This is a genomic window from Burkholderia sp. AU33423, from assembly GCF_002223135.1.
Lineage (GTDB): Bacteria > Pseudomonadota > Gammaproteobacteria > Burkholderiales > Burkholderiaceae > Burkholderia > Burkholderia lata_D.
Map to the genome: position 1 here is coordinate 1,938,855 of NZ_NKFH01000007.1, position 15,429 is coordinate 1,954,283.

The 15,429-nt window shown below is 68.3% G+C and carries 9 protein-coding genes; 4 read left to right on the forward strand and 5 right to left on the reverse strand.

All coding sequences use genetic code 11. From position 1 onward, the window contains the following. The first annotated feature begins 164 nt into the window (after nt 1–164). Entirely contained in the window at nt 165–6,218 is a 6,054-nt protein-coding gene (locus CFB50_RS27340) for an alpha-2-macroglobulin family protein (protein ID WP_089447858.1), read from the forward strand. A 10-nt stretch (nt 6,219–6,228) separates the two neighbouring features. Next, on the forward strand, nt 6,229–8,475 hold the full coding sequence (pbpC, locus tag CFB50_RS27345; protein ID WP_089447859.1) for a penicillin-binding protein 1C: 2,247 nt from the start codon (nt 6,229–6,231) through the stop codon (nt 8,473–8,475). 23 nt (nt 8,476–8,498) lie between these two features. Here pbpC and CFB50_RS27350 read toward each other — a convergent pair whose 3' ends face one another. Next, the gene (locus CFB50_RS27350; protein WP_089447860.1) at nt 8,499–9,125 is read right to left on the reverse strand and encodes a LemA family protein; all 627 of its coding nucleotides are present in this window, start codon (nt 9,123–9,125) and stop codon (nt 8,499–8,501) included. A gap of 80 nt (nt 9,126–9,205) precedes the next feature. Then, on the reverse strand, nt 9,206–10,639 hold the full coding sequence (locus CFB50_RS27355) for a TPM domain-containing protein (RefSeq protein ID WP_089447861.1): 1,434 nt from the start codon (nt 10,637–10,639) through the stop codon (nt 9,206–9,208). Nucleotides 10,640–10,952: 313 nt separating this feature from the next. Here CFB50_RS27355 and CFB50_RS27360 point away from each other — a divergent pair, with 313 nt between their 5' ends. Beyond that, nucleotides 10,953–11,642 (forward strand): hypothetical protein, encoded by a 690-nt coding sequence (locus CFB50_RS27360; protein WP_089447862.1) that lies wholly within the window; start codon nt 10,953–10,955, stop codon nt 11,640–11,642. 39 nt (nt 11,643–11,681) lie between these two features. Here the strand turns inward: CFB50_RS27360 and CFB50_RS27365 are convergent, their stop codons facing one another. Together CFB50_RS27365 and CFB50_RS27370 are read right to left on the reverse strand one after the other, a co-directional pair. After that, on the reverse strand, nt 11,682–12,203 hold the full coding sequence (locus CFB50_RS27365) for a GNAT family N-acetyltransferase (protein ID WP_089447863.1): 522 nt from the start codon (nt 12,201–12,203) through the stop codon (nt 11,682–11,684). A 21-nt stretch (nt 12,204–12,224) separates the two neighbouring features. Beyond that, nucleotides 12,225–13,478, reverse strand: a complete 1,254-nt coding sequence (locus CFB50_RS27370; protein ID WP_069252961.1) for a multidrug effflux MFS transporter — start codon at nt 13,476–13,478, stop codon at nt 12,225–12,227. Nucleotides 13,479–13,775: 297 nt separating this feature from the next. On the opposite strand from CFB50_RS27370, the gene CFB50_RS27380 reads away from it, so the two are divergent. Beyond that, nucleotides 13,776–14,267 (forward strand): hypothetical protein, encoded by a 492-nt coding sequence (locus CFB50_RS27380; RefSeq protein ID WP_089447864.1) that lies wholly within the window; start codon nt 13,776–13,778, stop codon nt 14,265–14,267. 75 nt (nt 14,268–14,342) lie between these two features. On the opposite strand, the gene CFB50_RS27385 is transcribed toward CFB50_RS27380, so the two are convergent. Next, nucleotides 14,343–15,239: a glutamate/aspartate ABC transporter substrate-binding protein gene (locus CFB50_RS27385; protein WP_089447865.1), complete on the reverse strand. Its 897-nt coding sequence runs from the start codon at nt 15,237–15,239 to the stop codon at nt 14,343–14,345. Nucleotides 15,240–15,429 lie beyond the last annotated feature (190 nt).

Sequence of the window (15,429 nt, forward strand, 5' to 3'; positions counted from 1 at the left end):
TCGACATTTCGCTGCATTTTTGTGTCGTTGACGCGACAAATCTGCGGCACGCACACCAGTGTCGCACGCCGACGACACACTGTGCAGCGCGATGCGCGCGAAGGTCGGTCGGTTAGAATCCGGTGCAATCAAACAGAAAGCTTCCCTCCGAGGGCAATCGAGCGATGAAGCAGCACGACAAACAGAACAAAGCAAAACGAACCAACCACACCACCCGGCTGCTCTGGCGCATCGGCGCCGTCGCGGCGCTCGGCGGCGCCACGGCGCTGTCGCTGCATGCGGGCGCGGCGCGCACGGTGAGCGTGTCGCCGCAAGGCACCGTCACCGAGGTCCGGCAAACCGTCGTCAAGTTCGACGAACCGATGGTCGCGTTCGGCTCGGCCTCCGCGCCGAATCCCGCACGCGTCACCTGCAACGATTCCACGGCCGCGCGCGGCCAGGGCCACTGGCTCGACGACAAGACCTGGGTTTACGATTTCGAAAACGACCTGCCGCCCGGCGTGCGCTGCTCGGTCGCGCTCAACGACACGTTGCGCTCGGTCGCCGGCAACGCGGCCAGCGGCCCGCGCCGCTTCACGTTCCAGACGGGCGGCCCGTTCCCGGTGAACGTCCGCCCCGGCTCGCGCGAGATCGAGGAACGGCAGGTGTTCGTGCTGAAGCTGAACGGCCCGGCCGAACCGCGCTCGGCGCTCGCGAACATCTGGTGCGAAGCAGCCGGCATCGGCAACCGCATTCCCGTCACGGCCGCCGACGACGATGCGCGCAACGCACTGCTCGATCACTTCGGCCTGAAGAAGGATGCCGCGCGCGTGCTGACGCTGTCGTGCGCCCAGGCACTGCCGGCGAGCGCGAAGATGCAGCTCGTATACGGCAAGGGCGTCACGAGCCCGAGCGGGATCCCGAACGAAACGGAACGGCGCTTCGACTTCACCGTGCGGGCGCCGTTCGCCGCGAGCTTCTCGTGCGAACGCGAGAATGCAAAGGCGCCCTGCACGCCGCTGCGCCCGCTCACACTTTCGTTCAACGCACCGATCTCGCGCAAGAACGCCGAGGCGATCAAGCTGCGCGGCCCTGACGGAACGCTCGCGCCGACCTTCGCGGCCGACGACAAGAGCGAGGAAGTCACCACCGTCACGTTCAACCCGCCGCTGCCCGAACAGACCGCCCTCACGATCGAATTGCCGTCGGGCCTGCGCGACGTGACCGACCGTTCGCTGTCCAACGCCGACCTGTTCCCGCTCGCGACGCGCACCGCACCGATGCCGCCGCTCGCGAAATTCTCGTCGGGCACCTTCGGGATCGTCGAGCGCTTCGCCGAACCCGATTCGCCCGCGCTCGTGCCCGTCACGCTGCGCAACGTCGAGGCCGACCTGCATATCGACGGCCTCAACACCCAGGGCGCGCAGTTCTCGAACCTGAAGGTCGACGACGACACCGCGATCCGCCAGTGGATGCGCAGGGTCGACCGCTTCGACAACTGGTCGATGACGGCCGGCTCGATCGACAGCCAGATTCCCGGCCTGCTCGAACGCAAGGGCCAGCATCCTGTTTACGTGCCGCGTGAAGCCGGCGAAAAGGCGCCCGCGCCGAAGGATCGCCGCATCGACGTGCGCTCGCTGACGCTGCTCAAGGGCCAGCCCGGCGTGCAGGCGCTGACGCTGCCGAAGGCAGACCCGAAGGCGCTGCGCCCGTTCGAGGTCGTCGGCGTGCCGATCGACAAGCCCGGCTTCTACGTGCTCGAACTCGCGTCGCCCGCGCTCGGCCGCTCGCTGCTCGCGAAGCCGTCGAGCATGTACGTGCGCACCACGGTGCTCGTCACCAACCTCGGCGTGCACCTGAAACAGGGCCGCGAGAACAACCTCGTGTGGGTCACGACGCTCGACAAGGGCAAGCCCGTGCCGAACGCGCAGATCCGCGTGTCGGACTGCAACGGCGACGAGATCGCGTCCGGCAAGACCGATGCGCAGGGCCTGCTGAAGATCGACGGCGCATTCGAATCGAAGCGCGCATGCAGTTCGTCCGATTCGGAGCAACGCTTCGACGACTACTTCGTGTCGGCCCGCGTGAACGATCCGAAGACGGGCCCCGACATGGCGTTCGTCAGCTCGGGCTGGAACCGCGGGATCGAATCGTGGCGCTTCAACGTGCCGACCGACACGGACAGCGCACGGACCGTGCGCGCGCATACGGTATTCGACCGCACGCTGCTGCGCGCCGGCGAAACCGTGTCGATGAAGCATTTCATCCGCGCCGAGACGCTGCAGAGCCTCGCGTTCCCGTCGCAATACCCGACGCGCGTGACGATCCGCCATCTCGGCACGGGCCAGACCTACAAGCTGCCGCTCACGTGGGCAGCCGATCACAGCGCGGACACGCAGTTCACGCTGCCGGCCGCCGCGAAGCTCGGCGAATACAGCGTCGAACTCGAAGGCGGCCCGGAGGACGCGCCGACCGCCACCTATTACAGCGGCAGCTTCCGCGTCGAGGCGTTCCGCCTGCCGGTGCTGAAGGGGTCGATCGGCGCGCGCGACGCGCAGAAGAGCCCGCTCGTCGCCGTGAAGGAAGCACCGCTCGCGGTGCAGATCGACTACGTGTCGGGCGGCGGCGCATCGAACCTGCCGGTGCAGGTGTCGGCGCTGATGAAGTGGGCCTCGCCGCCGTTCGCGGATCGCTTCGAGGATTTCAGCTTCACGCCGTACCGCCCCGACAGGAGCGACGGCAATGCCGACGACGATTCGCAGGACGGCGACAACGCGTCGGCGTCGAACAACGATCCCGACGCGACGAAGCTGATCGCCGACAAGCTGCCGCTGACGCTCGACCGCAACGGCGCGGGCTCGGTCACGCTCAAGGGCCTGCCCGACGTCGACGCACCGAAGCGCATTGCGCTCGAAGCAACGTTCGCCGATCCGAACGGCGAAGTGCAGACGATTCGCGGCGACACGATCCTGTGGCCGGCCGCGGTGGTGGCCGGCATCAAGGCGGGCCGCTGGGTATCGGTCGGCCAGCGCGTGCCCGTGCAGGCACTGGCGGTCGACCTGCAAGGCAAGCCGCGCGCGTCGGTGCCGATCGAGATCAAGGGCGTCGCGCGCATCACGACGTCGTCGCGCAAGCGGATGGTCGGCGGCTTCTATGCGTACGACAACAAGAGCGACACGCGCGACCTCGGCGTGCTGTGCTCGGGCAAGACCGACGACAAGGGCCGCATGGCCTGCGACGCGACGCTCGAACAGGCCGGCAATGTGCAGCTGATCGCGGTCGCCAAGGACGGCGACGGCCGCACGTCGAACGCATCGACGTCGGTGTGGGTCACGCGCGAGGACGAACTCTGGTTCGGCGGCGACAACACCGACCGGATCGACGTGATCCCCGAGAAAACCGCGTACGAGCCGGGCGAAACCGCCCGCTTCCAGGTACGCATGCCGTTCCGCTACGCGACCGCGCTGGTCGCGGTCGAACGCGGCGGCGTGATGGAAACGCACATCGTCGAGCTGAACGGCAAGAACCCGACGGTCGACCTGAAGGTCGGCGAATCGTGGGGGCCGAACGTCTACGTGTCGGTGCTCGCGCTGCGCGGCCGGATTCGCGAAGTGCCGTGGTACTCGTTCTTCACGTGGGGCTGGAAGGCACCGGTCGAATGGGCGCGCGCGTTCTGGCGCGAAGGCCGTCACCATGAAGCGCCGACCGCGTTCGTCGACCTGTCGAAGCCCGCGTTCCGCTATGGTCTCGGCGAAATCAAGGTCGGCACGGGCGTGCATCGACTCGGCGTGACCGTGACGACGGACGCGACGCGCTACACGGTGCGCAGCAAGGCGCAGGCGCACGTGAAGGTCACGCTGCCGAACGGCCAGCCCGCGCCGGCCGGCACGCAGATCGCGGTCGCGGCCGTCGATGAAGCGCTGCTCGAACTGATGCCGAACAACAGCTGGGACCTGCTCGACGCGATGCTGCGGCGACGCGCGTACGGCGTCGAGACATCCACGGCACAGATGGAAATCGTGGGCCGCCGCCACTTCGGCCGCAAGGCCGTGCCGGCCGGCGGCGGCGGCGGCAGCGCGCCGACGCGCGAGCTGTTCGACACGCTGCTGTTGTGGAATCCGCGCGTGACGCTGGATGCCAATGGCAGCGCGACCGTCGAGGTACCGCTGAACGATGCGCTCACGCGCTTCCGGATCGTCGCGATCGCGGCGGTCGGCCCCGACCGCTTCGGCACCGGCAGCACGTCGATCCGCAGCACGCAGGATCTGCAGCTGATCTCCGGCCTGCCGCCGCTCGTGCGCGAAGGCGACGCGTTCCGTGCGCAGGTCACGCTGCGCAACACGACCGACCGCGCGATGCAGGTCGTCGTGACGCCGCGCGTGACGGGCCTCGACGTCGCGCCGCAAACCGTCTCGCTCGCGGCCAACACGGCCACCGAGGTCGCGTGGACGATCACCGTGCCCGAGCAGGCGCTCGACGCGGCCGGTGCGCTGAACTGGCACATCGAAGCGGCCGAGCAAGGCGGCAAGCGCGCGTCCGACGCGCTGGCGGTCGCGCAGAAGGTCGTGCCCGCGCTGCCGGTCACGGTCCAGCAGGCGACCCTCGCGCAAGTCGACGGCACGCTGACGGTGCCGATCGCCTCCCCGGCCGGCGCGGCGAACAACGCGCAAGGCCTGCCGCGCGGCGGCATCGCCGTGTCGCTGCAGTCGAAGCTCGCCGACGGGCTGCCCGGCGTGAAACGCTGGTTCGAGCGCTATCCGTACCGCTGCCTCGAACAGCAGACATCGCGCGCGATCGGCCTGCGCGACCCCGCGCAATGGCAGGCGCTGATCGCACGCATGCCCGTCTATCTCGACAGCGACGGGCTCGCGAGCTACTTCCCGCCGTCGTCCGACGACTCGCATGCCGGCAGCGCGACGCTGTCGTCGTACCTGCTCGTGGTGTCCGACGAGGCGAGCCGTCTCGACCCGCGCTTCGCGCTGCCGGAAGACCTGCGCACGCAGCTCGAGGCCGGGCTCGCGCGTTTCGTCGACGGCCGCCTCGAGCGCAACACGTGGGCGCCGCGCCAGGATCGCGACCTGCGCAAGCTCGCCGCGATCGAGGCGCTGTCGCGCTACGGCGCCGCGCAGGGCCGCATGCTCGGCTCGATCGAGATCGCGCCGAACCAGTGGCCGACGTCGGCGGTGATCGACTATCACGCGATCCTGACGCGCGTGAAGGACATCCCGCAACGCGACGAGAAACGCGCGCAGGTCGAACAGATCCTGCGGGCACGCCTCACGTACCAGGGCACGCAACTCGTGTTCTCGACCGCACGCGACGACGATCTGTGGTGGCTGATGACCAGCAACGAGACCAACGCGGCACGTCTCGCGCTGGAATTCGCGGGCGACCCGGCATGGAAGGACGAGATGCCGCGCGTGACGGCCGGCCTGCTTGCACTGCAGCGCCAGGGCGCCTGGCAGACCACGACGTCGAACGCGCTCGGCCTGCTCGCGGTCGAGCGCTTCTCGCGCACCTACGAGAGCACGCCGGTGGCCGGCGCGACGAAGGTCGCGCTCGGCGGCGACGCGCGCACGATCTCGTGGTCTCAGGCGTCGGCCTCCGCGTCCACGCCCGCCGACACGCCGGCGTCGGCCACTCCGGCCACCCGCGCCGCCGCGGCCCGCAGCGTGATGCTGCCGTGGCCGCGCGCGTCGCAGGCGCCGGCCACGCTGTCCGTCACGCAGGACGGCACGGGCCGCCCGTGGGCCACGATCGAAAGCCTCGCGGCGGTGCCGCTGCGTTCGCCGTTTGCGGCCGGCTACCGGATCACGAAGACCGTCACGCCCGTGTCGCCCGCCGTCAAGGGCGTGCTGACGCGCGGCGACGTCGTACGCGTGCATCTCGACATCGATGCGCAGAGCGACATGACGTGGGTCGTCGTCAACGATCCGGTTCCGGCCGGTTCGACGATCCTCGGCTCGGGCCTGGGCCGCGACTCCGAAGCCGCGACGCAGGGCGAGAAGACGCCGGACGGCGCGTGGCCGGCGTTCATCGAGCGCGACTTCGACGGCTACCGGGCGTACTACGACTATCTGCCGAAGGGCAAATTCTCGGTCGAGTACACGGTGCGGCTGAACAACGTCGGCACGTTCGGGCTGCCGCCGACGCGTGTCGAGGCGCTGTACGCGCCGTCCGTGTACGGCCTGTGGCCGAACCCGCCGATGACGGTGAAGCCGGCCGAAGCGGGCAAGTAACGAGGCCTTGATGATCGATCCGGTATTGCCGCGGCCGGCGGGTTTCGCCGGCCGCGTATTCGTTGCCATCGTGCTGGCCGCGCCGCTCGTCGCGCATGCGCTGCCGAGCTACGACGAAGTGCGCCGCAACTGGCGCAGCTCCGACTGGGTGCTGCTCGCGCGCGACGGCACGCCGCTGCAGCGCACGCGCGTCGACCTCACCGAACGGCGCGGCGACTGGGTGTCGCTCGCCGACGTGTCGCCCGCGTTTCGCGAGGCGATCGTCGTGTCCGAAGACAAGCGCTTTTATGAACACAGCGGCGTCGACTGGCGCGGCATCGCCGGCGCCGCCTGGGGCAACCTGTGGAACGAGCGCACGCGCGGCGCGTCGACCGTCACGATGCAGCTCGCCGGGCTGCTCAGCGATTCGCCGCGCCGGTCGGGCCAGCGCTCGCTGCCGCAGAAGGCGTCGCAGGCGGTCAACGCGCTGCTGCTCGAGCGCGGCTGGCGCAAGGACCAGGTGCTCGAGGCCTACCTGAACCTCGTGCCGTTCCGCGGCGAGACGATCGGCCTCGCCGCGTTGTCGCAGGTGCTGTTCGGCAAGGCGCCGTCGGGCCTCGATGCACGCGAAGCCGCGATCGCCGCCGCGCTCGTGCGCGCGCCCAATGCAACGCCCGCGAAAGTCGCCGAGCGCGCATGCCGGATCCTGCGCGACATGCATGCCGAGCCGGCCTGCGCGTCGCTCGACGGCTACGTGCAGCTCGTCATCGCGCGCCCGGCCAGCGCCGCGCGCGACGACGGCGCCGCCCTCGCCCCGCACTTCGCGCGACGCATCGCGGCCGAGGTGCGACCAACGGCCGGCGCGCAGATACGCACGACCCTCGATGCGCCGCTGCAGCGCTTCGCGCGCGACACGCTGGTGCGCGCGCTGACCGAACTCAACGCGCCTGCTCACCGGCGCAACGTGCAGGACGGCGCGGTCGTCGTGATCGACAACGCGACCGGCGAGATTCGCGCGTGGGTCGGCTCGTCCGGCGCGCTGTCGGGCGCGCGCGACGTCGATGCCGTGCTCGCGCCGCGCCAGGCCGGCTCGACGCTCAAGCCGTTCCTGTATGCGCAGGCGATCGACGAGAAACGGCTGACGGCCGCGTCGCTGCTCGACGATGCGCCGATCAACCTCGCCGCCGGCGGCGGCCTGTACATTCCGCAGAACTACGACAAGGATTTCAAGGGCTGGGTGAGCGTGCGCAGCGCGCTCGGCGGTTCGCTGAACGTGCCCGCCGTGCGCACGCTCGTGCTCGTCACGCCGCACCGCTTCGCGCGCACGCTGACCGCGCTCGGCCTGCCGCTCGCGCAGGAAGGCGACTACTACGGCTTCAGTCTCGCGCTCGGCAGTGCGGACGTCACGCTGCTGTCGCTGACCAACGCGTACCGCGCGCTTGCGAACGGCGGTGTCGCGCGCAAGGTCATCGACGTGCCGGCGCCGGCGTCCGGTGCGGCCGGCGCATCGGCCGCGTCACCCGCCCGCGCAGCCGACGGCACGCGCGTGTTCAGCGAGGCGGCCAGCTTCGTCGTGACCGACATCCTGTCCGACAACAACGCACGGGTGCGCACGTTCGGCTTCGACAATCCGCTCGCGACGCGCTTCTTCTCGGCGGTCAAGACCGGCACCAGCAAGGACATGCGCGACAACTGGACCGTCGGCTTCACGTCGCGCTATACGGTCGGCGTGTGGGTCGGCAATGCGGACGGTTCGCCGATGTGGGACGTGTCGGGCGTCACGGGTGCGTCGCCGGTGTGGTCGGCGGTCGTCGGCTACCTGCACCGCGACCAGCCGAGCCGTGCGCCGCGCGCGCCGGCCGGCGTCGAGACGCGCCGCATCACGTTCGAACGCGATATCGAACCGTCGCGCAACGAGTGGTTCATCGCGGGAACGGCGGTCGACACGATCCGGCTCGCCGCCCCCGTCACGCCGGGCAAGGACGGCGCGCGCGCGCCGTTGACGATCGGCACGCCGACCGACGGCACGATCTTCGCGATCGACCCGGACATTCCGCCGAAGAACCAGCGGATCTGGTTCGAGCGTTCGGCCGGGCGCGCCACGAAATTCGCGTGGCGGCTCGACGACAAGGTGATCGGGCATGCCGATCGCGTCGCGTGGATGCCGTGGCCGGGCCGGCACCGGCTCGAACTCGTCGATGCGCGCGGCAATGTGGCCGATGCAATCAGCTTCGAGGTACGCGGCGCATTCGCGAAGGCGGCCGCGCGCAAGCCCTGAGCGCGTGAGTGGGTGAGCCGGCTTTACTCGCCGGCCGCGTTCGCCTTCGGCGACTGCGGTTGCGCGGAGAAGTCGAGTGCCGGCGCGGTCGAGATCGCCGCCTCGTTCGCGACGCCGAAGTTCGGGCGCGGCTGGTAGCCGAAGATCTTCGCGATCACGACGCCCGGGAACTGGCGGATCTGAACGTTGTAGTGCTGCACCGTCTTGATATAGCGGCCGCGCGCAACCGCGATGCGGTTTTCGGTGCCTTCGAGCTGGGTCTGCAGGTCGCGGAACGCTTCGTTCGCCTTCAACTCCGGGTAGCGCTCGGACACCACCATCAGCCGGCTCAGCGCACCCGACAGCTCGCCCTGCCGCTGGTCGAACGCCGCGAGCGCGGCCGGATCCTTTGCCATCTCCGGCGTCATCTGCACACTGCCCACGCGCGCACGGGCCGACGCCACCTCGGTCAGCACGCGTTCCTCGTGCGACGCGTAGCCCTTCACCGACGCGGCGAGGTTCGGCACGAGGTCGGCGCGGCGCTGGTACTGGTTCAGCACTTCGGACCACGCGGCATTGACGTTCTCGTCCGACGACTGGATCGCGTTATAGCCGCACCCCGCGAGCGGAGCCAGCACGCAGCACACGAGCAGGATTCGAAACCATTTCATGGTGGAAGTTTCCGGTTGAGCGCTCCGGATGGAGCGGCAGGTGAAAAGAAGCGAGTGAGCAGAGACCCTGCGCGCGGTGGCTACCAGCGGCCCGATGCACCGCCGCCACCGCTCGAACCGCCATCGCCGCGGAACGAATCGGCGCTCGAGCTCGAGTTCGACCGGGAGCCGGACGAGGAAGACGACGAAGACGAGCCGATGCCCATCAACTTTGCCCAGATCACGGCGAGCACACACAGCACACTGAAGATGCCGGACAACACTTCCCCGACCGAATAGTCCATCTCGCGCCCGATCGCGATGATCATGAACAGCGTCCCGCCCACGATCGCCGTGTATTTGCGCACGCGCGCCGACAGGAACAGGTTGATGCCGAGCAGGCACGGCGCGACACCGGCCGCCGCCGGGACGAACAACGCGGCGACCAGCATGGCTTCGAGATCGCCGTTGAAGATCGCGCCGACCGGCAGCATCACGATCGGCACGACGGCCGCCACGAGCCACGCCGCCAGCAGCGCCACCCGGCGGCGCAGTTGCCGCCACTGCGCGACCACGCCCAGCACGACGTTGGCCACCCCAAGCAGGAACCAGAACCGCACGCCGCCCGTATTCGCATGTTTCCGCACCGGCAGGCCGTTCGGCTGGTACTGCTCGCCGCCGGTCCGTGCGTCACGGGACGGTGCGTTCGTGGCATCCGTCGTGGCCGCCGTGACCGTTTCGTATGCGTCGTCGCGCCCGCCAGGCGCCGTCGCGGGTGCCGCCTGCTCCGGCGTGGCGACGTCCGCCGGCATCATTTCGCGTGCCAGCGCGTCCACTGCATCGCTGATGCCGCTTTCAATGCGGTTCTCGCGGAATGCCGGCACGATCCGCTCACGGATGATCCGGCCCGCGACGATGTCCGGAATCGTGCCTTCGAGCCCGTAGCCGACTTCGATCCGCACCGTATGGTCGTTGAGCGCGGCGACGAGCAGCAGGCCGTTGTTGACCTCGGCCTTGCCGAGCTTCCACTGGTCGAATACGGTGGTCGCAAACTGTTCGATCGTCGATTGCCCGGTCGACCCGACCAGCAGGATCGCGATCTGCACGCCGAGCCGTTGTTCGACCGCAGCGAGGCGGTCGGTCAACTCGGATGTGCAGGCGGCGCTCAGCACGCCCGTGGTGTCCGTCACGCGGCCTTTCAGCGGCGGTGCGACTTCGGGTTTTGCGGCGACCGGATAGGCCGCTGCGGCGGCCACGTGCGAGCAGGCCGACTGGGCCGGGGTGAAGGGTGTGGCGGCCGACGAAACAGCGACGGCAGTGCTGCCGTCCTCGGTTGGCGCTGCAATGGCCGCGCCACCGAACAACACGACCGCGCCCGCCAGCAAGGCCGCGGCCTTCCGGAAGCCGGGCCTGCGAGCCCCACCCTTCGTGCTGCGTGTGTGCGGAATGCCGTTTCGGGTCGTGCCTGCCCACGCTGCCGGATCGCCCTCGCCACCCGGCAGGCCCGGCCGGCCCGTCTGTCGTTTCAAGTTCATGTCGGAAACGGCGCGCCGGCTCCATCGGAAGCGACGCGTTCTCTCGTCGTTTTTAATCGTCCCGCAGCATAACCAATTGCGAAGGGAACTGAAAGGTTTCCGGTCGGCTCCCGGACCTCGTCATTTCAGTATGCCGTCGTATCGCCGCGATGCCGACAAAGCCGTGTCGCGCATGACACGCTCGGCGGCAGGCTGCCCCCGACCACAACCGGGCCAACCGGGCAAGCAGCCCCCCGATTCGAGACATAGAATATGAACGGCACCGTCTCTCCGGCGCCCACCGGTTGCCCCACTCTCCTCAAGGCCCGCGACCATGGACATTCACCCCGGCCGTTTCATCCGCCCCGCGCTGGGCACGCTCTGCCTCGCCACCCTCGCGACGCTTCAGGCGTGCAACGGCGATGCCTGCTTCGGCGTGGATGCCTGCTTCAACAACAACACGCAGACGGTCGCAATCTCGGGTACGGCCGCGACGGGCGACGCGCTCGCCAGTGCGCAGGTGACGGTCAGCTGCGTGACGGGTTCGGCGACCACGCTGACGGATGGCGGCGGCAACTACCGCGTGACGGTCAATGCCGCGCTGCCGTGCGTGATCACCGTGACGTCGGGCGGCACGACCCTGCATTCGCTCGCGTATGCAGGCGGCACGTTCAATACGACGCCCGAGACCGAGCTGATGCTGGTCTATCTCGCCGCCCAGCTCGGCACGAACACGGCCACGTTGATCGGCAATTTCCAGGGGAATTCGCGCTATCAGCAGGCGATGAACAGCGCGAACACCGTACAGGCCGCGCAATCGGCCGTGGTGACGAACCTGCAGCAGCGCTATTCGGTGGCGTTCGCGACGCCGGCGTTCCTGACCACGTCGTTCACCGTCGGGCAACCGGGTGTCGACAGCGATCTCGTCGCACTCGCGAAAGCCGGTGCAATCGACTCGAACGGGATGCCGGATCCGGTGGCCGTCTCGCTGCTGACGCAGGCCGGCGCGGCGCATCCGCTATAAGGGGCCGGTGGCGGGAAGAAGATCGCCCGATATCGGGCGTCAGGTGCGCGCTTGGGGCTCGCCGTCGGCCAGCAGCGCCCACCGTTCGTGGTCGCGCCATTCGCCGCCGATGCGCAGATAGCGCGGCGAAAACCCCTCTTTCGTGAAACCGAGCCGCCGAACCAGCGCAATCGACGCGTGGTTGCCAGGCTGGATGTTCGCTTCGAGCCGATGCAGCCCGAGTTCACCGAACGCGACGCCGATCGCCGCGCGCGTGGCTTCGGTCATCAGCCCCGTGCGGCTGAACGCCGCCATGCCGTAGTACCCGAGATACGCGCTCTGGAACACGCCGCCGACGATCTCGTTGAGGTTCACCACGCCGACCACCGCTCCGGACGTGCGTTCGCGCGCGACGAGGCCGACGTTCGGCCCCGTCAGGCAGCGGCCGAACCACTGGTCGAATCCCGCCTGGTCGGTGAACGAGTCGACCCACGGCAGATGGTGGCTGCGGCTCGCGCGGTTGGCGGCGATCAGGTCGGCGGCATCGGTTCGGGCGACGCGATTCAGCAGAATCGGGTTCATGGGTCGGTCGACAGCCGGCACTTATGCCGCCTCCCCGCGCCCACACGCGACTGGCGCGGCCTGGGCCTGCTGCTGCGACAGGTACCGCAGCAGCTTGGTGACCATCCACACGACGATGCACGACAGCGCGACGAAGAACACCGCGAGCGGCGTCAGCACGTGAATCGACACGAAACCGGCCAGCCCCATCATCGCGGACGACACGAGCAGCAGCGCGCATCCGAGGATCGCGCTCGTCAGGCCGGCGATATGCGGAAACAGCGAATTGCCCTTGGCCATCAGCGTCGGATACATCGCGCCCGCGCAGAAGCCCATCACGAGCACCGGCGTCGCAAGCGTCCATACGCGCAGCCCGACGGTCAGCGCCAGCACCAGCATCGCGACCGACGCGCCTGCCATCACGCGCGCGCCGATGCGCAGCCGTTGCTCGGCGCTCGGCAGCCCGGGCCGGTGAATCCGGTTCGACAGGCCGCCGAGGAAATACATCAGCCCGATCCCGAGCGCGAGATAGCCGAAGAAGGTTGGCGGCTTGTGCAGCGTGGTCTGCACCATGAACGGCCCGACGATGTTGAACACGAGCAGGATGCTGTAGCACAGCCCCTGTGCGAGGAAGCAGCTCTGGAACACCGGGCTCGCCAGCACCTTGCCCGCGTTCGTCATCAGCGTGCGCGGCTCGAGATGCACGGGTTTCGGTAAGGTTTCGCGGTATCGCCACAGCAGCGCCCACATCACCAGCGAGTACACGAGCAGGAACACGAGGCATGCGCGCCAACCGAACCATTCCTGCAGGTGCGCACCGATCACCGGTGCGACGATCGGCGCGAGCCCCCACGCGATCGACATGTACGTAAACGCGTGCATCAGCGCCTGGCCGGCGAACGAATCGGTGATGATCGCCTTCGCGAGCAGGTTGGTGGTCGCGATTCCGAAGCCCTGCAGGCAGCGTGCCAGCACGAACGTCTCCAGGTTCTGCGCGCCGAGCGACAGCAGGCAGCCGATCGTGTAGATCACAAGCCCGAACGCGAGCACGCGCTTGCGCCCGTAGGCGTCGGCGACCGGCCCGAAAATCAGCTGGCCGAGTGCGTAGGCCGCCATGTAGCCGGACACGCTCGACTGGATCGCCTGCGGCGTGGTGGCGAACGAACGTGCCATGTCGGGCAGCGCGGGCACGTAGATGTCGATCGCGAGCTGGCCGGCGGACGCGAACAGGCAGATCAGGAACAGCAGGAAACGCGGCGAATTCGACTCGCGCGCGGGAGTGAGCGTGGCGTTCATGACGACGGGGAAGGAGATCGGGCAGCAGTGCCGCAGCGTCAATGTTCGAATGTCGAACACGCGTGCGTGTCGCGGCGAATTCCGTATTGTGCCTGTTGTTGCATCGGGCGACAGGATTCCCCTGGCATGGGCGAGGTTGAATGCCGATTGCGGAGCGTCCCGACATGCGCTGACCGGGCCGGCCGGCGGCGGTTTTAATGTTGATTTAAGCCGACGGCCGCATTGTCTCGGATGGCTCACTCCGTGAGCCGCACGTCATTGTTGATTCGATCAGTCTCGTTTGATGGAGATACGAAGATGCGATTCCGTTCGTATATGGCGGCGAGCGCGCTGGCGCTGGCGCCCGTGTTCGCCCTCGCCGGGCAGGCCGTGCCCGTGAAAGCCGAAACGCGCGTCGTCCAGACGGCCGTCGGCCCGATGAAGGTCAGTACGTGGAGCTGGCACAGCCCGCAAGACGGCGCGAGCTTCGAGATGCAGACGTCGTCGTCGGGCGGCCTGCCGCCCGCGGCAGCGTTGCGGCAAATGCAGGCCGTGCAGTACCGGATGCAGGCGGCCCAGGCGCAGATGGTCGCGATGCAGCAGCAGATGATGGCGCTCCAGCACATCGCGCTCGCCAATGCGTTCGCAATGCCGATGCCGCAGCCCATCGGCTTCGCGATGGCGCCGTGGGCCATGCCCGAACCGGTGCTCGTCATCGTGCCGGCGCAGCCGCCGATGCCGTCGGCGGCCCCGGCAACGCGGGCCGCACCGGCCGCACCCGCCGCGCACGGCCCGGAAATCAAGGCCTGACACGCTTCGCGCCGCCCGGCACGGCGCGCTCGAACCGCCGGCACGTGCCGGCGGTTTTTCATTGCGACGGCCGAATCAATACTGAGCCTGGTCCGTCGGATTCCTGAACAGCTGCTTCATCTCCGGCGACAGCGGATAGTTGAGGCTCACGCCCTTCGGCGGAATCGGCTGCATGAACCACTGATCGTAGAGCTTCTCGGCCGCCCCCGATGTCTGCATCTTCGCGATCACGCCGTCGACGACGTGCTTGAACGCCGGATCGTCCTTGCGCATCATGCACGCATAGTTCTCGTGGACGAGCGGCGTGCCCGCCACCGTGTACGCGCCCGGGTTGCGGTCCTTCGCGATCTCGCCGTACAGCAGCGGCTCGTCCATCACGAACGCGACCGCGCGCCCGGTCGTGACATTCATGAACGCCTCGGCGTGATCCTTCGCGCTGATGATCGTCATGTTCATCCCTTTTTCTTCGTTGAGCTTGCGCAGCAGCCGCTCGTCGGACGTGCCGGCCGTCGTCGCGACCGTCTTGCCGGCCAGATCCGGGAAGTCCTTCACGCCCGAATCCTTGCGCGTGCTGAAGCGGATGCCATACAAAAAGATGCTGTTCGAGAACGCAGCCTGCTTCTGCCGTTCGAGCGTATTCGTCGTCGAGCCGCATTCGAAGTCGATCGTGCCGTTCTGCAGCAGCGGAATCCGGTTCTGCGACGTGATCGGGATTTCCTTCACCGTCAGGTTCGGAGCCTTCAACTCGGCCTTGAGCGCGTCGATGACGCGCGACGCGATGTCCCTCGAGTAGCCGATGTTCTTCTGCTGGTTGTCCGAATACGAGAACGGCACCGACGACTCGCGGATGCCGAGCGACACGATGCCCGTGTCCTTGATCTTCTTCAGCGTGCCGGTGAGCGCCTGCGCATGCGCGGAGCCCGCCAGCGCGCAGGAAAACGCGACAGCGAGCCAACGGAAGCGGTGATCCATGCTTTTCTCCTGACGAAACGTTGAACGAATCGCGATCCTACGCCCGACAAAATTCGCACCGCATCAGGGCAAGCGTCAAGCGCCATCCGCCGCGGGCCTCCACCGGGAAAAATCGTTTCCGCGGTGCGCAAAAGCGCCTGCGCCGCACGTTTCGCCGGGTCGAGCGCCCGCAATCTTGCACCCCATGAAC